Below are 18,412 nucleotides of genomic sequence, written 5' to 3'. Positions count from 1 at the left end.
ACTCCTACATGAAGGGGGAATATGCCTGATTTTGTCTTCGGTATATGTCTGGAAAATGGGTGACGCTCACTGACGAGCGCTGCCAGCCCAGGGGTTCGCCATGCCGAACAAAGCACTGACCATCCTGATTGCCGATGAACAACACCTGCAACGACTGTATATCGAAAAAATGCTCAATCAATTGGGTTACCACCGGATTGTGCCGGTGCAGACCTATCAGGAAGTCCAGATACTTACCGCGATCCCGGCCGAACCCTTCGACGTGTTGATCATTAATGCGGGGCTGGCGCAGCAGGCTTGCGGGCCGCAGCCGCAGGTGCGGCATGTGCTGCTCTACGACCATCAGGACCTGGGCAGGTCGACGGGTACAAAGTCTGCCGTACTGGTGCGGTTGCCGGGTGTGCCGGACAACGTCAATCTTGAACACTTCATGGATATCATCGACCCACCCGAGGCCACGACGGGCCTGCGGGTGTTGCCATGGCTGCGGGAGTTATCGCGCAAACCGCTGGCCGGGGTTTAGTCCCACTTCGGCGCAATGCCCTTGGGGCTGGTCAATCGATGGCCGCGCTCCAGGGCGGCGATTTGCGCCATATCGGCTGCGCTCAAGGTCAGGTGCAGGGCCTCGAGATTGCTTTGCAGGTTGGCGCGTTTGGTCGACGACGGGATCACCGCGTAACCCAATTGCATGGCCCAGGCCAGCGTGACCTGCGCCGGTGTGGCTTGATGGCGTTCGGCGATCTGCTGGATCACCGGGTCTTTGAGCACTTCGCCGTAGGCCAGGGTCATGTACGACGTGATCTGGATACCCTGGGCGGTGGCGAAATCCACAACCTTCCGGTTTTGCAGGTAGGGGTGCAGCTCGATCTGGTTGGTGGCGATGTTCTCGGCACCCACCGCAGCGATAGCCTGCTTCATCAGGTCAATGGTGAAGTTGGATATGCCGATCTGGCGGGTCAGGCCCAGGCGCTTGGCTTCCAGCAACTGGCCCATGAATTCGGCGACCGGCACCTGGCCTTCCGGCGATGGCCAGTGGATCAGCGTCAGGTCGAGATAATCGGTTTTGAGTTTGCGCAGGCTTTCGCGCAGGCTCGCAATCAACTGGCCTTCGGCGAAATTGGCGATCCAGATCTTGCTGGTGATAAACAGCTCATCACGCGCTACGCCGCTGTCGGCAATGGCTTGGCCGACATCGGCTTCGTTCTCGTAGATTTGCGCGGTGTCGATGACGCGGTAGCCCAGTTCCAGGCCGGTGCTCACAGAATCGATCACCACCTGGCCTTGCAGGCGGAAGGTGCCGAGGCCGAAGGCGGGGACGTTTGGGGTTGGGTTAGACATCAGTAACTCCAGAAGAGGTGTGAACAATGGAGTCGAGTATCCCCCCGTCGTTCACTCGGAAAAACCGCCCATTGCGAAAAGGACTCTTAACCACAAATCACGAATGCCCATGGCCTTGCCGTGGCGAGGGGGCGGTGCCCTGCACGCCCGTTCACTAAAGCATGGGTTCGCATGACCGTTGGTCAACTTTGTCACCCGAGGTTTAGCGGCTTCACTTGCCAGCAATGGGTGCGGCGCGGTATTCCAGAATGCTCTATGCCAGCCTTGGAAAGACCATGACCCAACACCTCACCGAATACGCCGATGCCAGCCCTGAAGTGCGCGCGGTCTACGACGACATCATGCAAACACGCAAGGTCGACCAGGTGAACAACTTCTGGAAATGCCTGGCTGCCCACCCGCCGACATTGCGCCGCACCTGGAAAAGTCTCAAGGAAATCATGGCACCTGGAGCACTCGACCCGCTGACCAAGGAGTTGCTGTATGTGGCGGTCAGCGTGACCAACAATTGCCCGTATTGCATCGCCTCCCACACCGCCGCCGCACGCAAGGGAGGCATGACCGACGAGATGTTTGGCGAGTTGCAGGCCGTCGTCGGCATGGCCAACGAGACCAACCGCCTGGCTACCGGCTACCGTGTGCCGGTGGACGATATGTTCAAGTGGCCGTGATACCCAGCCTCATGCGCAGATGCGCGAGGCTTCTACCGGGCGGCGCGCAGGGCGGTGGTGATGGAACTGCCCCTGCTGCGCCTTTCGGCTTCTGCGGGACTGGGAACGGGTCCATGTGGTGAAGTCAAAGCGAGTGGCCGACACGACGTTTTCCTGAACCAGCATGATCGGCCTTGGGCGGTTTATAGAAGAGTAGTGAGTGTGGAGCGTGACCTCCAATGTGTCCTTGTCCCGGTAACCACTGAGTATGGGCACCAGGCTGAACCCCTGGCCAATGCCTTCGGACTCCGAGGGGGTGCCTGCGAACAATACAATCCCGACATAGACCTTCCTGTCGCTCAAACTGAACATGCACGGCACGCACTTGACGATGGATTCTCTCAATAAAAGCTTGAATGGCGTGCCCTCAAGAATACCCAGCGAAAGCACGTGGTAGAGCTGCGTGTCGGTTTCCAGCTTCAGCATTCTCTTCTTCATGCGTACATAAAGCCTTGCCCAGAAAAAGGGAATGGCCAGAGCGGTCATACCCGCCTGTAACATGAAAACCCAAAGCGTGCAGTTTTTCTCATTGGCAATGTCGAGTTCTACCAATAACGTACCCAGTTTTTGGCTGTAGTCCGCCGCAATTTCATACCCTGCGATAAAGGCCGTTTGTTTTGACAACGTCAGCAGGGCAGCACTTAAAAACGTGGCAACGATCAGGCAGAGCATGCCGAGCCTGGCTACCTGCAGGTAAAGCAGTTGTCCCTGGAAGCGATGCAGGCGCAAGTAGAAAAACGGGTGCCTGAGGCAGACCAGATAGCCACTGACCAGTAACGGCACAATGATCAGCAGGCCCATGAATGATCGGACTCCATTTTTTGTACTTGGCGCACAGCGTCCTTGTAACCCTCTGACGCAATAACCTCATCGATGTCCAGGCCGATGCCTCCACGTACGAGCTTCCAGGTTTTTCGGGATTTGACATCCCGTACTCGATCCCAATCATCCTGAGTCGGTTTCCCAAACAACAAATGCAATAAAGACATGGCGACAACCTCGAAAAGAAGTAGCCATTTTTATAGCAAGCGACAGGGCGCCTCACCACTGATGGCAAGCCGCGCCACTGTCGTCGGTTCCCGTAGGAAACGTCTGCATTTGCGCCGGCGGCCTAAAATGTCGGGGGGTAATCACCCAGATCACCACTGTATCCACCTTGCCCGGGTTGCCATACCGGTGCGGCTCGCTGCTGGCAAAGCTGAAACTGTCGCCTTCAGCCAGCCGGAAATGCCGCTCACCGACCCACAGCTCAAACGTGCCGCTCAACACACAACCGGCTTCTTCGCCTTCATGGCTGTAGCTTTGCTGGCTGTAGGTACCGGGTGGAAAGCATGCGTGCAGCATCTCCAGTTGGTGGTTGGGCAACGCGGTCAGGAGTTGGTCGACGATGCCATCTTCATAACGGATGCTTTGACGATTGTTTTTGCGTACCACATAGCCTTCATCCGCTGGGGCAGGGGCGGCCTCGCTGGCAAAAAAACACTGGATGGTCACGCCCAGGCTGTGGGCGATATTGAACAGCGCCGGGATCGATGGGTATGCCAGTTCGGTCAGCGTCAGGCCGCGTGCCTTGCGCAGGCCGCGAATGCGGGTGCCGAGAAACAGTGGCTGCGGTTCGTCGTTCAGAGTTTCCACGCTACCTTGAGTCCTTCGTAGATCGCCTCTTCGGCGGTGCGCGGCGCCAGGCAGTCGCCGATGCGATCAAACGGCACCAGCCCCGCAAGCTCCGCGCCCAGAGTGTCCACCGGCTGATGGCCCAGGCAGAACACCAGGCCGTCGATATTCTCCAGCAGCATCGGTTCGCCGCTGGCGCTGTGTTGCAAGTAAACCGTGCTGTCGTCGCAGCCGTAAAGACGGGCGTAGGGAATGATCGGGATGCCTAACCGGTGCAGTTCGCCCGCCAGTTGATCGCGCACATACAGCGGCAGGTTTTCCCCGCAGTGCGTGCCATTGACGGCCAGTTGTTCGTGATGGCCGGCGCGCACCACGCGCACGCCCGCCAATGCCATCTCCCGCTGCAGGTTGGTGCTGGCGCCGCCGAATTCACTGCGTCGTGGCAGCAACTGCGCCAACAACACCTGCCCGCCCAGCTGTGCGCTGGCCTCAAACAGGGTGACGTCATGGCCGCGCTGGGCGGCCACGGCGGCGGCTTTCATCCCTGCCGGGCCACTGCCGACCACCATGATACGGCGGCGCTTCAACGTCGGTTGCAGGTGGCCAAACTGCAGCTCGCGCCCGGTCTCCGGGTGCTGGATACAGGAGATTGGCAACCCCTTGTGAAAGTGACCGATACAGGCCTGATTGCAAGCGATGCACGCGCGCACATCCTCGGCGCGCGCACGGTGGTAGGCGATCAACTGCGCATTGACCCGGTTATCCGTCGGCATCGAAGTGTCATGCCCGCTGGACATGATGCGGTTCTTCAGGCGCGTTGCTGCGGATGCTGGATCGGGTGTCGCCCGGTTACCGTGACTGAGGTAGAGTCGTGCAGCCGACTCAACCGAAGGACACCGCCCCATGACCCAGGAATCGCGTTTCTCCCGCATGGAGCCGCAATTGCGCAAGGCCAACCTGGTCCAGGCGACGCTCACGTGCCTCAAGCGTGATGGTTTTCAGGGCGCTTCGATCCGCAAGATCAGCGCCGAGGCCGGGGTGTCGGTCGGGCTGATCAGCCATCACTATTCGGGCAAGGATGAGCTGGTGGCCGAGGCCTATCGCACCATCACCGCCCAAGTCATGAGCCTGTTGCGCGAGACCATGGCCAAGGCGCCGCCGCAGCCGCGTGAGCGTTTGTCGGCGCTGTTTCGTGGCTCCTTTTCGGCTGAACTGCTCGACCCGCAATTGCTGGATGCCTGGCTGGTGTTCTGGGGCGCGGTCAAGACTGCACCGGCGATCAACCAGGCCCACGAGCATTCCTATGGCGAGTACCGCACCATTATGCGTTCGGCGTTGGCGGACATGGCCAAAGAGGAAGGCTGGGAGCAATTCGATGCTGATTTGGCCGCCATCGGCTTGAGCGCGTTGCTTGATGGGTTGTGGCTGGAGTCGGGGCTCAACCCCGGCACGTTCACGCCGCAGCAGGGCATCCAGATCTGCGAAGCCTGGGTCGACGGCCTGCAAGGCGGCGGTCGCGCGCGCTACCAGCTCAAAGCCTGAACCTTCCCTTCAGCGCCTGAACGCTCTTTTCGAGCGTTTTTTTTCGCCCTGAAAATATTTGCAGTTTGCTGATTGCCTCCTTGCTGAACACTCGTTTAGTATCTCGCCATGTCGCACCCCTCACGCCAAATAAAATAATTCGAGGAAGCCATGACTACCGATTCGCCCGTGCTCACGCTGGTGCAAGCTGGCGTTGCCTGGATCACGCTCAACCGTGGCCCGCAGCGCAATGCACTCGACATCCCGACCCTCAACTACCTGCATGCCGTGCTCGACGCGTTCAACACCGACCCCAGTGTGCGCGTGGTGGTGCTTACCGGCAGCGGCCGCAGTTTTTGCGCCGGTGCCGACCTGGCTGAATGGGCCGACGCCGAGTCCCGCGGCGCCCTGGAAACCTACGGCTGGACCGAAACCGCTCACGCCCTGATGACCCGCCTGCACACCCTCGACAAACCTACGCTTGCTGCGATCAACGGCACCGCCGTCGGCGCCGGCATGGACCTGAGCCTGTGCTGCGACCTGCGTATCGCCGCCCAATCGGCGCGCTTCAAGGCCGGCTACACCCGCATGGCGTATTCGCCGGACGCTGGCGCCAGCTGGCACTTGCCACGCCTGATCGGCAGCGAGCAAGCCAAGCGCCTGCTGTTCCTCGATGAGCTGTGGAGCGCCGAGCGCGCACTGGCCGCCGGGCTGGTGGGCGAAGTGGTCGCCGATGAGCAACTGCACGCTCACACGGGCGAGCTGGCCACGCGCCTGGCCAACGGCCCCACCTTCGCCTTCGCCCAGACCAAAACCCTGATCCGCGAAGGCGCCGGGCGCAGCCTGCCTGAACAGCTTGAGGCCGAATTGGCCGCCGGGCTGTTGTGCGGGCGCAGCGACGACGGCGCCGAAGCGCTGCGTGCCTCGATGGAAAAACGCCTGCCGGTTTTCTCCGGTCGCTAAGCCCACACAGGAAGCACACACAGGTAGCGCCATGAATTTCCAACTCAGCCAAGAACAAGACATGTTGGTGGACGCGGTACGCAGCTTTGTTGCCAAGGAATTGTTGCCCCATGAGGACGCGGTGGACCGCGCCGACGCGGTGTCGCCCGAGCTGGCCGCGCAGATTCGCGACAAGGCTGTGGCGGCCGGTTTCTATGCTTTCAACATGCCCGAAGAGGTGGGCGGTGGTGGCCTGGATTACCTGTCCCAGGCGTTGATCGAACGCGAGCTGTCCAAGGTCTCGTGGGCACTGCATGTGTTTGTCGCGCGCCCGTCGAAGATCCTGATGGCCTGTACCGGCGCGCAGGTCGAGGACTACCTGTTGCCGTGCGTGCAAGGCAAGAAAATCGACTGCTTTGCGCTGACCGAACCCGGCGCCGGCTCCGACGCCAACGCGATCAAGACCCGCGCCGTGCGCGACGGCGATGACTTTGTGATCAACGGCAGCAAGCACTTCATCAGCCACGCCGGCCACGCCGATTTTGCCATCGTGTTTGCCGTGACCGACACCTACGAACACAACGGCCGCCAGCGCAATGCGGTGACGTCATTCCTGGTCGATCGCGATACGCCCGGCATGACCATCCGCCGTGGTCCCAAGTGTGTGAGTAACCGTGGTTATCACACCTATGAAATGTTCTTCGACGACTGCCGTGTGCCTGCCTCCAAAGTGCTCGGCGAAGTCGGCAAGGGTTGGGTAGTGGCCAATGCCTGGCTCACCGCCGGGCGCGTGATGGTAGCTGCCAACTGTGTCGGCCAGGCCCAGCGTGCGCTGGAGGTGTCGCTGCAATGGGCGGCGGACCGCAAGCAGTTCGGCCAGCCCATCGGCACCTACCAGGGCGTGAGTTTCAAGCTGGCCGACATGGCCACGCAGATTCGCGCCGCCGAGCTTCTGACCCTGCACACCGCCTGGAAGATGGACCAGGGCAGCATGACCGATGGCGAGGCCGGCATGGCCAAGCTGTTTGCCAGTGAAACCCTGGGCAAGGTGGCCGATGATGCCGTGCAGATTTTCGGCGGCATGGGCTTGATGGACGAAGGGCCGGTGGAGCGCATCTGGCGTAACGCGCGGATCGAACGGATCTGGGAAGGCACGTCGGAAATCCAGCGGCACATTATTGCCCGTGAACTGTTGCGGCCGTTGTTGCGCTGATTGGCGCGGAGAACGCTTATGTCCCAGGCTATTGGCGACAACCTCAAGCGCCTGCTGGCGCCCCGGCACCTGGCTTTTGTCGGCGGGCGCAGCATGGCCCGCGCCCTCAAGCGCTGCGCCGACTGCGGTTTTACCGGGCCGATGTGGCTGGTCAACCCGCAGCATGACAGCCTCGACGGCATCCCGTGTGTGCGTCGGGTCGCCGATTTGCCTTTCGGCCCGGATGCGGTGTTTATCGCGACTAACCGTGAGCTGACCTTGGCCTGCGTCGCCGAACTCGCCGCCATCGGCACTGGCGGCGCCATTTGTTACGCCTCCGGGTTTGCTGAAACGGGCGCCGATGGTGCGGCCTTGCAACAGCAGCTGGTTTCAGCGGCGGGCAACATGGCCTTGCTCGGCCCCAATTGTTACGGCCTGCTGGACTACTTGCACAACGCCGCGCTGTGGCCGGTGGCCCATGGCGGCAAGGCGGTAGAGAAGGGCGTGGCGGTGCTCACCCAAAGCGGCAACTTCGCCTATAACCTGTCGATGAGCGACCGCTCGCTGCCCATTGCGTATATGGCGTCGGTAGGCAACCAGGCACAGTTGGGGGTTGCCGAGTTGATGGACGTGCTGCTCGATGAGCCGTGCGTGACCGCCATCGGCCTGCACCTGGAAGGCTTGAAGAATGTGCCGGGGTTTGCCCGCGCGGCGCACAAGGCGCTGGAAAAAGGCATCCCGATTATCGCGCTGAAAACCGGTGTGTCGCAGATCGGCGCCGAGCTGGCCCTGAGTCATACCAGTTCGCTGTCTGGCTCCGATGCGCTGTACGACAGCCTGTTTGCGCGCCTTGGCGTGATCCGCGTGAGTGGGCCGGTGAGTTTTGTCGAAACCCTGAAAGCCGCGGCTTGCGGTAATCTACCTGGCGGTAATCGCCTGATCGCACTGGCCTGTTCCGGTGGCGACGCGGGGCTGATTGCCGACTACGCCGAGCGCAACCAACTGGCCTTGCCAAAACTCGACCAAGGCCAGCGCGCCGAGCTGGCGCAGGTGCTGCCCAGCTACGCCAACCTGGTCAACCCATTGGACTTCACCACCGCCATCTGGGGCGACCGCGCAGCGCTCGAATGCCTGCTCGAGACGGCCCTGCGCACCGATGCCGATGCGGCGATGCTGGTACTGGATTACCCGGCCGAATTTACCGGAGAGCGTAAGGAATGCGACCTGTTGCTGGAGTTGTTTTGCGCCGCGCTCAACCGCCATGGCAAAACCGGTTTTGTCACCTCGGCCTTTCCCGAATTACTGCCCGCCCATGCCCGCGAACGCCTGCATGCCCACGGCATTGCCGCGCTGCAAGGCGTGGAAGATGCACTCGCCGCCTGGGGGCGGATTGCCGATTATCAAAACCATCGTCGTGTGTTGCTCGAGCGCGGCGAGTCGATCCTTGCCCCGCTGTGCCCGCAGCCGCTTGCGGGCAAAGGCCTGGCGCTGGATGAATGGGTGTCCAAACAGGCCTTGCGCGCCTTTGGCTTGAGCACGCCTGCGGCGGTGCTGAGCACGCCAGGGCGCGCCATTGCCGACGCCAAATTGTTGGGCTACCCGTTGGTGCTCAAGGCCGTCAGCACCGACCTGCCGCACAAAACCGAAGCCGGGGCCGTCGCGCTGAACCTGCAGGATGGTTTTGCCCTGACCGCCGCGCTTGTGCAAATGCGCGGGCAGATTGCCGCCTATGCGCCGGGCGTGGTCTTCGACCAACTGCTGCTGGAGGCCATGGCTACCAAGCCCTTGGCCGAGTTGATCGTGGGCATCAAGCGCGAAAATAACTTTGGCCTGGCCTTGGTGATTGGCGCCGGTGGCGTCCTGGTGGAGTTGCTCAAAGACAGCCGCAGCCTGCTGCTGCCGACCACCGATGAGGCGATTCGCAACGCCGTGCTCAGCCTGCGCAGCGCGGCCTTGCTGCAAGGTTTTCGCGGGCGTGAAGTGGCGGATATGGATGCGCTGGTGGCGGCCATTCGCGCGGTGGCCGACTACGCCTGCGCCAACGCCGGGCAGTTGCTGGAGCTGGATGTGAACCCATTGTTGGTCAATGCCCACGGCACGCTCGCGGTGGATGCGTTGATTCGCCTAGGAGATGAACATGCAAGATAAGACCCTGACCGGCGGCCAGGCGCTGGTGCGCTTGCTGGCCCATTATGGCGTCGACACGGTGTTCGGCATTCCCGGTGTACACACCCTGGAGCTGTATCGCGGCTTGCCCGGCAGTGGCATTCGCCATGTGCTGACGCGCCACGAGCAGGGCGCCGGTTTTATGGCCGACGGCTATGCGCGGGTCAGCGGCAAACCGGGCGTGTGTTTTGTAATCACCGGGCCCGGCGTGACCAATGCCGCTACAGCGATTGGCCAGGCCTATGCCGACTCGGTCCCGATGCTGGTGATCTCCAGCGTCAATCACACCGCCAGCCTCGGCAAAGGCTGGGGCAGCCTGCACGAAACCCAGGACCAGCGCGCCATCACCGCGCCGATCACCGCGTTTTCGGCGGTGGCCTTGAGTACCGAGGATTTGCCCGAATTGATCGCCCGCGCCTATGCGGTGTTCGACAGCGAGCGCCCACGGCCGGTGCATATTTCGGTGCCGTTGGATGTGCTGGCAGCGCCGATCAAGCGCGACTGGAGCCATGAAGTCGTGCGGCGTCCGGGGCGCGGCCTGCCACCCGCTGACGCGCTGGAGCAGGCCGTGGCCAAGCTCGCGGCGGCGCGGCGCCCCATGATCATTGGCGGTGGCGGCGCGCTGGCGGCGGGTGAGGCCTTGCAGCGCTTGAGCACGCTGTTGGCCGCGCCGTTTTTCAGCAGTGTGGCCGGCAAGGGCTTACTGCCGGTGAATGCCCCGTTGAATGCCGGCGCCACCCTGTGTGTGGAACCCGGCTGGCAGCTGATCAGCGAGGCGGACGTGGTGTTGGCCGTGGGCACGGAAATGGCCGACACCGATTACTGGCGCGAACGCTTGCCCATCACCGGCGAACTGCTGCGCATCGATATCGACCCGCGCAAGTTCAACGATTTCTACCCCTGCGCCGTGGCGCTCAAAGGCGATGCCCAGCAGACCTTGCTGGCCTTGCTCAAACGTCTGCCGCCGGCACCGCGAAATACCGATGCGGCACGCCAACAGGTCGCGAGATTACTTGAGGCGGTGGAGTTGGGGCACGGCCCTTTGCAGTCCATTCACCAGGCCATTTTTGACCGCATCGAGGCGGAGCTGCCCGCTAACGCCTTTATCAGCAGCGACATGACCCAGTTGGCCTACACCGGCAACTACGCCTACCGCAGCCGCGCCCCGCGCAGTTGGCTGCACCCCACCGGCTACGGCACCTTGGGCTACGGCTTGCCCGCCGGCATTGGCGCCAAGTTCGGCGCGCCGCTGCGTCCGGGCCTGGTGCTGGTGGGCGATGGCGGCTTTCTCTACACCGCCCAGGAACTCGCCACGGCTGTCGAGGAGCTGAACAGCCCGCTGGTGGTGCTGCTGTGGAACAACGACGCCCTCGGTCAGATCCGCGATGACATGCTCAGCCTGGAAATCGAGCCCATCGGCGTGCTGCCACGTAACCCGGACTTTGCGCTGTTCGCCCAGGCGTTCGGCTGCACCGTGAACCAACCCAAGAACCTGGATGAGTTGCAGACGGACTTGTGCAACGGTTTCAAACGCAATGGCGTGACCTTGATCGAGCTCAAACATGCCTGTGCCTGTTGACCTTTACAGGAGCAAGACCATGAGCGAGAACAATCACAAAATGACTCAAGCAATGCACCGACGGGACTTCCTCAAACACAGCGCCTCTTCGGCCAAGCCGACACCCAAACGCCGGCGGCGTACTGCGCCTGGGCCTGGCCTATGCCGATGAGGTGCTGGTGATGGAGCGGGGCAGGGTGGTGGGCCAAGGCCGCCGCAGCGCGATTTTTACCCTGCCGTACCAGGCTTACACCGACCTGTTGTTTTCATCGGAGCCGGAAATGGATCCGGACTGGCTCGACCATTTGCTGGCCCAACGGGCGGCGTCCACTGTTTGAGGAATGCACATGAAGGTGTTGATTGTTCACGCTCACCCTGAGCCGCAGTCGTTTACCGCGGCGCTGCGCGATCAGGCGCTCAGCACGTTGCAACGCCAGGGCCACGAAGTGCAGGTCAGCGACCTGTACGCCATGCAGTGGAACCCGGTGGCATCGGCCGCCGACTTTTCCACGCGGGAGAATCCGGATTATCTGGTGTATGCCCTGGAGCAGCGCCTGGGCGTTAAACATCAGTCGATTGCGGCGGACATCCAGGGCGAACTGGACAAGCTGCTGTGGGCCGACCTGCTGATCCTCAACTTCCCGATCTTCTGGTTCTCGGCACCGGCCATGCTCAAGGGCTGGATCGACCGCGTGCTGGTGTCCGGCGTGTGTTACGGCGGCAAGCGTTTTTACGATCAGGGCGGGCTGGCGGGCAAGCGCGCGCTGGTCACCGTGACCTTGGGCGGGCGCGAGCATATGTTTGGTGAGGGTGCGATTCACGGGCCGTTGGAGGAGATGCTGCGCCCGATTCTGCGCGGCACTTTGGCGTATGTCGGGTATGACGTGCTGGCGCCGTTTGTGGCCTGGCATGTGCCGTATATCAGTGCCGAGGCGCGGCAGGATTTTTTGCTGGGATATGAGCAACGGCTGCAAGGGCTGGCGGATGAGCAGCCCTTGGTGTTTCCGAAGCTGGCGCAGTTTGATGAGGCGTTGTATCCACTCTCTTGAGGCTGGCACAGTCCAAATGTGGGAGCGAGCAAGCCCGCTCCCACATTTTGATCTGCATGGATCAGTTGGCTTTGTGCTGTGCCCGGAGGCGCTCTGCCGCACTGCGCAGCAATCGTTCGGTGCCCGCCCAACCCAGGCAACCGTCAGTCACCGACACCCCGTATTTCATCGATGCGCTCAACGGTTGGCAGCCTTCGAACAAGTGGCTTTCGAGCATCATGCCGATCAGCGACGTATCGCCCCGTAGGCGTTGTTCGAGCACGTCGTTGAACACTGCCGGTTGACGCAGCGGGTCTTTGCCGCTGTTGGCGTGGCTGCAATCGACCATGATGCGCGCCGCGACCTTGGACTTGGCCAGGTCGTGTTTCACCTGCGCCACGCTTTGCGCATCGTAGTTCGGCCCACGATGACCGCCGCGCAGTACCAGGTGCGTATCGGGGTTGCCCGGTGTCTGGATGATTGCCGGATGGCCTTGGCTGTCCACCCCGAAATGGCGATGCGGGTGGGACGCCGAGCGCATCGCATCACAGGCAATCGCGACGCCGCCGTCAGTGCCATTTTTGAAGCCGACCGGCATGCCCAGGCCGCTGGCCATTTCGCGGTGGATCTGCGATTCGGTGGTGCGTGCGCCGATGGCGACCCAACTGAGCAGGTCATCGAAGTAGCCGGCGGCCATGGGTTGCAGCAACTCGGTGGCGACCGGCAAGCCCAGGCGCAGCATCTCGCGCATCAGTTCGCGCGACAGCGTGAGGCCGGCGGCCATGTCGTCGCTGCCATCCAGGTGCGGGTCGTAGGCCAGGCCTTTCCAGCCGATGGTGGTGCGCGGTTTTTCGACGTAGGCGCGGATTACCAGCAGCATCTGGTCGCTGACTTCCAGCGCGAGCTTCTTCAAGTTGCGCGCGTATTCCATGGCTGATTCGGGGTCGTGGATCGAACACGGGCCGACAATCACCAGCAAACGCGAGTCTTCGCCATTGAGGATGGCGCGCACGGCTTGGCGATGGGTGTGGATCTGTTCATTCAGGAACGGGCTCAGAGGCAACTGGTGCTTAAGCTCAAGGGAGCTGGGCAGGCGCTGGGTCAGGGCCTCATTGGCGCTGGACAGGTTGGCAACAGGCAAGGCGGCGGTGGCAGAGTTCATATTCAAGGCTTCCTGGGCAAGCGGCGGGCTGTTCCCGCACGCTCTGCCCTACTGGGGTGTTCGACAATTGGCCGTATTGGCTACGTGTGTTGGCTTGCCACCAATAGGTGACCGATCGGAGGCGGCAGGCTGTCCCGAACGGAGCTTGCTAAATCGCCATGCAGTCGAAGTGTCGTAACGGTAATAGGTGGCGTAGTTCATGTCGTGAGTCCTTTTAGTGTTCGGTGTGAAGCAGAATTATTGGGGCCTTAAAAAACAAAACCCCCGGTCGGGGAGCCGACCGGGGGTTAGATTTCTCTGGTAGGCGACCCCTTGAGTAGTGGGCGCCGATTTCAGGTATCAGGCGCGCCAGTGGCTAAACCAATACCCAAAATAAAAGCTGACCAGTGCGCTCAAACCGCTCACACGGGTAGCCGACACCAAGCGCGGGGCGCTGGCAGCAGGGCAAACCTGAGTGTGGGTGAGTTGCAACATGGTGTGTCTCCAAATGATGGGGGGAGCTTACTAGAGGCACGCGTGTGGGTTCAATCAGTAATTTCTATCGCGTGACCTACTTACGGCTATGGGGTGAGTACCGATATGCTGTTCACACGTTAATAATGATTGCCAGGACGCGACCATGACTGCCTTGACCCTTGCCGCTGCCCAAACCACTTCCATCGCCGGCGACGTGCCGACCAACCTCCAGCGGCATTTGGCGTTTATGCAGGCGGCGGCGGAGCAGGGCGTGCAATTACTGGTGTTTCCGGAACTGTCGTTGACCGGCTATGAGCCGGCCCTGGCAGCCCAATTGGCGATTGCTCCCGAGGACGCGTTGCTGGCACCGCTGCGCGAGATGGCACAGGAACTGCGAATGACCGCAGTGGTGGGCATGCCGATTCGTCTGGCACCTGCGACGGGTGTGTTTGTCGCAGCCCTGGTGCTGGGCGCGGACGGTTCGTTGGAGGTCTACACCAAGCAACATCTGCACCCGGGCGAAGAGGTGGCGTTTGTCGCAGGGCAGGGCGGCGCAGCACTCGAATGGGCGGATGATCGGATTGCACTCGCGGTCTGTGCGGATTTTTCCCACGCCAGCCATCCGCGTCTGGCAGCAGAGGCCGGCGCTACGGTGTACGCCGCCGGTGTGCTGATCAGCGAAGGCGGGTACGCAACTGACAGCGCGCTGCTTGAGGGGTATGCCGCCGAACATCGCATGCTGGTCCTGATGGCCAACCATGGTGGTCCGTCCGGTGGTTATACCTGTGCAGGGCGCAGCGCTATTTGGAGGGCGGACGGGAGCCTGCTTGCCGGCGTACCGGGCACTGGCGAGGCTTTGGTGATTGCCCGCCGCAACGGCCAGCACTGGACTGGCCAAGTCGTAGCCCTCTGAAATGGGTTTTCACCTGCGCGCGGCGACGGACCTTGACCTGCCGTTCGCGCGAACGCTGACCCATGAAGCCATGAATCGCTACTACCTGCAGTACGATTTGTTGTGGTCTGACCATGGCTTTGATGTCGCCTGGGCTTCGCGTGAAAACTGGCTGATTTGCCAGGATGAAACCGTGATGGGGTTTATCAGCGTCAGCCGTGACAGCCGGGCGCTTTATATTCGCGAATTGCACCTGCTTGAGCGCTGTCGTAAACAGGGCGCGGGCAGTTGGGTGTTGCAGCAGATGGTACTCAAGGCGCGCGCGCAGGGCTTGGGTCTTTTACGCTTGACCGTGTTCAAGACCAATCCGGCGAAGGGCCTGTATCAGCGCCAGGGGTTGAGCATTGTTGGGGAGGAGGACTGCTTTTGGCGCATGGAGCGCGTGTGTCAGGCTGGCGCTGTGGACTAAATCAAGCACAGGGTAGGAATAAGCGCATACTGCGCTCAAGACACGCTGTTTGGATCGCGGTGTTGAGCCACGGGCTCATCCACGATAATCCCTTCTTTCATGCCCAGCAGGACCGCTACTTTATGGGCTTCCCCACGCCGTCCCTTTTTACGCCCAGCGAGCACTTGATACGTGGTGGCCGGATCAACGCCATGTTCACGTGCGAACGCTTGAACTGACTTTCCTTGATGTTCCAGCCAAGCCTTGGCTTGTGCGGCGGTACGGATTCCGGGCATAGTTCAAAACCGTTCAAGTTTGTCTAAAACGAGATGAGTGTGTCACCTCTTGGGGTGTGCCAGATAGGATCATGCATCCAAATGAGTGGAATCGGTTCGCGTTTAAGGCAAGAAAGAGAGCGACTTGGCCTGTCGCAAAAAGTGTTTGGTGAAATTGGAGGGGTTGAGGCCAATGCCCAGGGCAAATATGAAAACGGAGGGCGGGCGCCTAAAGCCGACTATCTGTCACGGGTAGCCGAAAAAGGTGTTGATATCCTGTACGTGCTGACCGGCAATGCCACCCCGATTCAATTGGAAAACCTCAGCCAGATCGAAGAGAAGGTGTTGGGCGATTACCGCGCCATGTTCAAGGAAGACCAGGATGCAATCCGCCGCCTCACGTCCACCCTGGCCGAACATTCAGTCGCGTTGAATGGGAAAATCAAACCGCAAGCCCAGGATTCCTGACCTTTTACCCAGGAAACAGCGCTGCTTGCCATCCGACGGGCAGCTTCATCACGTTGAAACTCTATATATATGACGCTTGCAGCTAGGTCTGCGCCTTGGTTTTTTGCTAAGGTGTTCAGCAACCTATAAGACCATATCGCGAGGTGTCTGCTTGATTAGGGTGCTAGTAGTCGATGACCATGATCTCGTTCGTACGGGCATTACACGAATGCTGGCTGACATCGATGGCCTGCAAGTAGTCGGCCAGGCCGAATCGGGGGAGGAATCCCTGATCAAGGCCCGGGAGTTGAAACCCGATGTGGTATTGATGGACGTCAAGATGCCCGGGATTGGCGGTCTTGGTGCCACGACAAAATTGTTGCGCAGCCATCCGGACATCAAGGTCGTGGTGGTCACCGTGTGCGAGGAAGATCCCTTTCCCACCCGGCTTCTGCAAGCGGGAGCCGCCGGCTACCTGACCAAGGGCGCAGGCCTGGCCGAGATGGTGCAAGCCATACGCCTGGTATTTGCCGGCCAGCGCTATATCAGCCCGCAGATTGCCCAGCAGTTGGCGATCAAGTCGTTCCAGCCTACCAGCGACTCGCCGTTTGATGCGTTGTCGGAGCGGGAAATCCAGATCGCCTTGATGATCGTCGGCTGCCAGAAAGTCCAGACGATCTCCGACAAGCTGTGCCTGTCGCCTAAAACCGTCAACACCTACCGCTATCGTATTTTCGAGAAGCTCGCCATCAGCAGTGATGTTGAATTGACCCTGCTCGCGGTACGCCACGGCATGGTGGACGCCAGCGCCTGACATGACCACACCGTTTGATCCGAGTGCCTTTCTCTCAACCTGCAGTGGCCGCCCTGGCGTGTACCGCATGTTCGACAGCGAGGCACGCCTGCTTTACGTGGGCAAAGCCAAGAACCTGAAGAACCGCCTGGCGAGCTACTTTCGCAAGACCGGGCTGGCGCCGAAAACCGCCGCGCTGGTGGCGCGTATCGCCCAGGTTGAAACCACCATCACTGCCAATGAAACCGAGGCGCTGCTGCTGGAGCAGACGCTGATCAAGGAATGGCGGCCGCCCTACAACATCCTGCTGCGTGACGACAAATCCTACCCCTATGTGTATTTGTCCGACGGTGACTTCCCGCGCCTGAGCATTCACCGAGGCGCGAAGAAGGCCAAGGGCAAGTATTTCGGCCCGTACCCGAGCGCCGGCGCGATCCGCGAAAGCCTGAGCCTGCTGCAAAAGACTTTTTTTGTGCGCCAGTGCGAAGACAGCTTCTACAGGAACCGCACGCGGCCGTGCCTGCAATACCAGATCAAGCGTTGCAAGGCGCCCTGTGTCGGCTTGGTTGAACCGGCGGAATACGCTGAAGATGTGCGCCATTCGGTGATGTTCCTTGAAGGGCGCAGCAATGCCCTCACCGATGAACTCTCAGGCGCCATGGAGCAGGCCGCCAGTACCCTGGATTTCGAACGGGCTGCCGAGCTGCGCGACCAGATCTCGCTGTTGCGCCGCGTGCAGGACCAGCAAAGCATGGAAGGTGGCACCGGTGATGTCGACGTGATCGCCGCCTTCGTCAACCCCGGCGGCGCCTGCGTGCACCTGATCAGCGTGCGTGGCGGGCGAGTGCTGGGTAGCAAGAACTTCTTCCCGCAGACAGGTATCGACGAGGAAGTGGCCGAAGTCATGGCAGCCTTCCTTGGCCAGTACTACGTGAGCAGCCCCGAGCGCGACTTGCCGTCCGAACTGATCGTCAACGTGGTGCATGAGGACTTCCCCACGCTCATCGAGGCGATCCACGAATTGCGCGGCCGTGAGCTGGACATCAGTCACCGTGTACGCGGCACCCGCGCGCGCTGGCAACAATTGGCCGTGACCAATGCCGAACAGGCCCTGGGCGCGCGCCTGGCCAATCGTCAGCACGTTGCCGCACGTTTCGATGCCCTGGCCGAAGTGCTTAACCTGGATGAACCGCCCCAGCGCCTGGAGTGCTACGACATCAGCCACTCCAGCGGCGAAGCCACCGTGGCTTCCTGCGTGGTATTCGGGCCGGAAGGGCCGATCAAATCCGATTACCGGCGCTACAACATCGAAGGCGTCACTGCCGGCGATGACTACGCCGCCATGCACCAGGCTCTCACACGGCGCTTCAGCAAACTCAAGGACGGCGAGGGCAAGCTCCCCGATATCCTGCTGGTAGACGGCGGCAAGGGCCAGCTGTCCATGGCCCGTGACGTGCTCAACGAACTGGCGGTGCCTGACCTGATCCTGCTTGGCGTGGCCAAGGGTGCCACGCGCAAGGCCGGTTTCGAGACGTTGTACTTGAATGATGCCGCCCATGAGTTCACTTTGAAGGGCGACTCACCCGCGTTGCACCTGATTCAACAGATCCGCGACGAAGCTCACCGCTTTGCCATTACCGGCCACCGTGCCCGCCGTGGCAAAACCCGGCGAACCTCAACGCTGGAAGGGGTGGCAGGTGTTGGCCCGACCCGCCGTCGCGACCTGCTTAAACATTTTGGTGGCTTGCAGGAGCTATCCCGTGCCAGCATTGACGAAATAGCCAAAGCACCCGGTATCAGTAAAAAGCTCGCAGAATTGATTTATGCAAGTCTGCACAGCGAATAGAATGCCTTCTCACCTCGTAGCCAG

17 protein-coding genes and 3 pseudogenes are annotated in these 18,412 nt (G+C 61.2%); 14 read left to right on the top strand and 6 right to left on the bottom strand.

Going from position 1 to position 18,412, the window contains the following annotated elements; genetic code table 11:
* Positions 1-100: 100 nt before the first annotated feature.
* Positions 101-523 (top strand): hypothetical protein, encoded by a 423-nt coding sequence (locus AOA59_RS28065; RefSeq protein ID WP_056858053.1) that lies wholly within the window; start codon positions 101-103, stop codon positions 521-523.
* Here AOA59_RS28065 and dkgB read toward each other — a convergent pair.
* Positions 520-1,338: a 2,5-didehydrogluconate reductase DkgB gene (gene dkgB / locus AOA59_RS28060; protein WP_099489767.1), complete on the bottom strand. Its 819-nt coding sequence runs from the start codon at positions 1,336-1,338 to the stop codon at positions 520-522. The two genes, AOA59_RS28065 and dkgB, sit on opposite strands and share 4 nt — an antisense overlap.
* Positions 1,339-1,613: 275 nt before the next feature.
* On the opposite strand from dkgB, the gene AOA59_RS28055 reads away from it, so the two are divergent.
* Positions 1,614-2,009 carry a carboxymuconolactone decarboxylase family protein gene (locus AOA59_RS28055; RefSeq protein WP_099489766.1) on the top strand — a complete coding sequence of 132 codons (396 nt, stop codon included), beginning with the start codon at positions 1,614-1,616 and terminating at the stop codon, positions 2,007-2,009.
* 9 nt (positions 2,010-2,018) lie between these two features.
* Here AOA59_RS28055 and AOA59_RS28050 read toward each other — a convergent pair whose 3' ends face one another.
* From AOA59_RS28050 to AOA59_RS28035, 3 genes and pseudogenes are all read right to left on the bottom strand, one after another.
* Entirely contained in the window at positions 2,019-2,849 is an 831-nt protein-coding gene (locus AOA59_RS28050) for a hypothetical protein (protein ID WP_099489765.1), read from the bottom strand.
* 312 nt (positions 2,850-3,161) lie between these two features.
* Positions 3,162-3,683, bottom strand: a pseudogene (locus tag AOA59_RS28040) (helix-turn-helix domain-containing protein); the annotation flags it as partial.
* Positions 3,671-4,384: pseudogene (locus tag AOA59_RS28035) on the bottom strand (FAD-dependent oxidoreductase); the annotation flags it as partial. The pseudogenes AOA59_RS28035 and AOA59_RS28040, both read right to left, overlap by 13 nt.
* A gap of 181 nt (positions 4,385-4,565) precedes the next feature.
* Here AOA59_RS28035 and AOA59_RS28030 point away from each other — a divergent pair.
* The 7 genes and pseudogenes from AOA59_RS28030 (at position 4,566) to AOA59_RS28000 (ending at position 12,090) form a co-directional block, all read left to right on the top strand.
* Positions 4,566-5,204 carry a TetR family transcriptional regulator C-terminal domain-containing protein gene (locus AOA59_RS28030; RefSeq protein ID WP_069787296.1) on the top strand — a complete coding sequence of 213 codons (639 nt, stop codon included), beginning with the start codon at positions 4,566-4,568 and terminating at the stop codon, positions 5,202-5,204.
* Positions 5,205-5,354: 150 nt separating this feature from the next.
* On the top strand, positions 5,355-6,146 hold the full coding sequence (locus tag AOA59_RS28025; protein WP_099489764.1) for an enoyl-CoA hydratase/isomerase family protein: 792 nt from the start codon (positions 5,355-5,357) through the stop codon (positions 6,144-6,146).
* Between the two features lie 31 nt (positions 6,147-6,177).
* A complete protein-coding gene (locus tag AOA59_RS28020) occupies positions 6,178-7,338 on the top strand; it encodes an acyl-CoA dehydrogenase family protein (RefSeq protein WP_099489763.1) in 1,161 nt (386 codons plus the stop codon).
* 18 nt (positions 7,339-7,356) lie between these two features.
* The gene (locus AOA59_RS28015; protein WP_099489762.1) at positions 7,357-9,465 is read left to right on the top strand and encodes an acetate--CoA ligase family protein; all 2,109 of its coding nucleotides are present in this window, start codon (positions 7,357-7,359) and stop codon (positions 9,463-9,465) included.
* Positions 9,455-11,062, top strand: coding sequence for a 5-guanidino-2-oxopentanoate decarboxylase (locus tag AOA59_RS28010; protein WP_099489761.1), 1,608 nt, complete (start codon positions 9,455-9,457; stop codon positions 11,060-11,062). The genes AOA59_RS28015 and AOA59_RS28010 overlap by 11 nt, the downstream gene beginning before the upstream one ends.
* A 137-nt stretch (positions 11,063-11,199) precedes the next feature.
* Positions 11,200-11,379, top strand: a pseudogene (locus AOA59_RS28005) (ABC transporter); the annotation flags it as partial.
* A gap of 9 nt (positions 11,380-11,388) precedes the next feature.
* Positions 11,389-12,090 (top strand): NAD(P)H-dependent oxidoreductase, encoded by a 702-nt coding sequence (locus AOA59_RS28000; protein WP_099489760.1) that lies wholly within the window; start codon positions 11,389-11,391, stop codon positions 12,088-12,090.
* 61 nt (positions 12,091-12,151) lie between these two features.
* Here AOA59_RS28000 and AOA59_RS27995 read toward each other — a convergent pair whose 3' ends face one another.
* Complete coding sequence (locus tag AOA59_RS27995; RefSeq protein ID WP_099489759.1) at positions 12,152-13,231, bottom strand: 3-deoxy-7-phosphoheptulonate synthase; 1,080 nt, start codon at positions 13,229-13,231, stop codon at positions 12,152-12,154.
* 619 nt (positions 13,232-13,850) lie between these two features.
* Between AOA59_RS27995 and AOA59_RS27990 the strand changes: the two genes are divergently transcribed.
* Together AOA59_RS27990 and AOA59_RS27985 are read left to right on the top strand one after the other, a co-directional pair.
* Positions 13,851-14,600 (top strand): carbon-nitrogen hydrolase family protein, encoded by a 750-nt coding sequence (locus tag AOA59_RS27990; RefSeq protein ID WP_099489758.1) that lies wholly within the window; start codon positions 13,851-13,853, stop codon positions 14,598-14,600.
* Between the two features lies 1 nt (position 14,601).
* Positions 14,602-15,048, top strand: coding sequence for a GNAT family N-acetyltransferase (locus AOA59_RS27985; RefSeq protein WP_099489757.1), 447 nt, complete (start codon positions 14,602-14,604; stop codon positions 15,046-15,048).
* Positions 15,049-15,083: 35 nt separating this feature from the next.
* Here AOA59_RS27985 and AOA59_RS27980 read toward each other — a convergent pair whose 3' ends face one another.
* Positions 15,084-15,323, bottom strand: a complete 240-nt coding sequence (locus tag AOA59_RS27980) for a DNA-binding protein (RefSeq protein ID WP_074854515.1) — start codon at positions 15,321-15,323, stop codon at positions 15,084-15,086.
* 81 nt (positions 15,324-15,404) lie between these two features.
* On the opposite strand from AOA59_RS27980, the gene AOA59_RS27975 reads away from it, so the two are divergent.
* The 3 genes from AOA59_RS27975 (at position 15,405) to uvrC (ending at position 18,388) form a co-directional block, all read left to right on the top strand.
* Positions 15,405-15,770 carry a helix-turn-helix domain-containing protein gene (locus AOA59_RS27975; protein ID WP_099489756.1) on the top strand — a complete coding sequence of 122 codons (366 nt, stop codon included), beginning with the start codon at positions 15,405-15,407 and terminating at the stop codon, positions 15,768-15,770.
* Between the two features lie 151 nt (positions 15,771-15,921).
* On the top strand, positions 15,922-16,563 hold the full coding sequence (gene uvrY / locus AOA59_RS27970; protein ID WP_003190387.1) for a UvrY/SirA/GacA family response regulator transcription factor: 642 nt from the start codon (positions 15,922-15,924) through the stop codon (positions 16,561-16,563).
* Position 16,564: 1 nt separating this feature from the next.
* On the top strand, positions 16,565-18,388 hold the full coding sequence (gene uvrC / locus AOA59_RS27965; protein WP_056858038.1) for an excinuclease ABC subunit UvrC: 1,824 nt from the start codon (positions 16,565-16,567) through the stop codon (positions 18,386-18,388).
* The last annotated feature ends 24 nt before the right edge of the window (positions 18,389-18,412 follow it).

It is taken from the genome of Pseudomonas sp. 2822-15 (assembly GCF_002742515.1).
GTDB classification, from domain to species: Bacteria; Pseudomonadota; Gammaproteobacteria; order Pseudomonadales; family Pseudomonadaceae; genus Aquipseudomonas; species Aquipseudomonas salomonii.
This window is presented reverse-complemented; position numbering and strand designations above follow the sequence as displayed.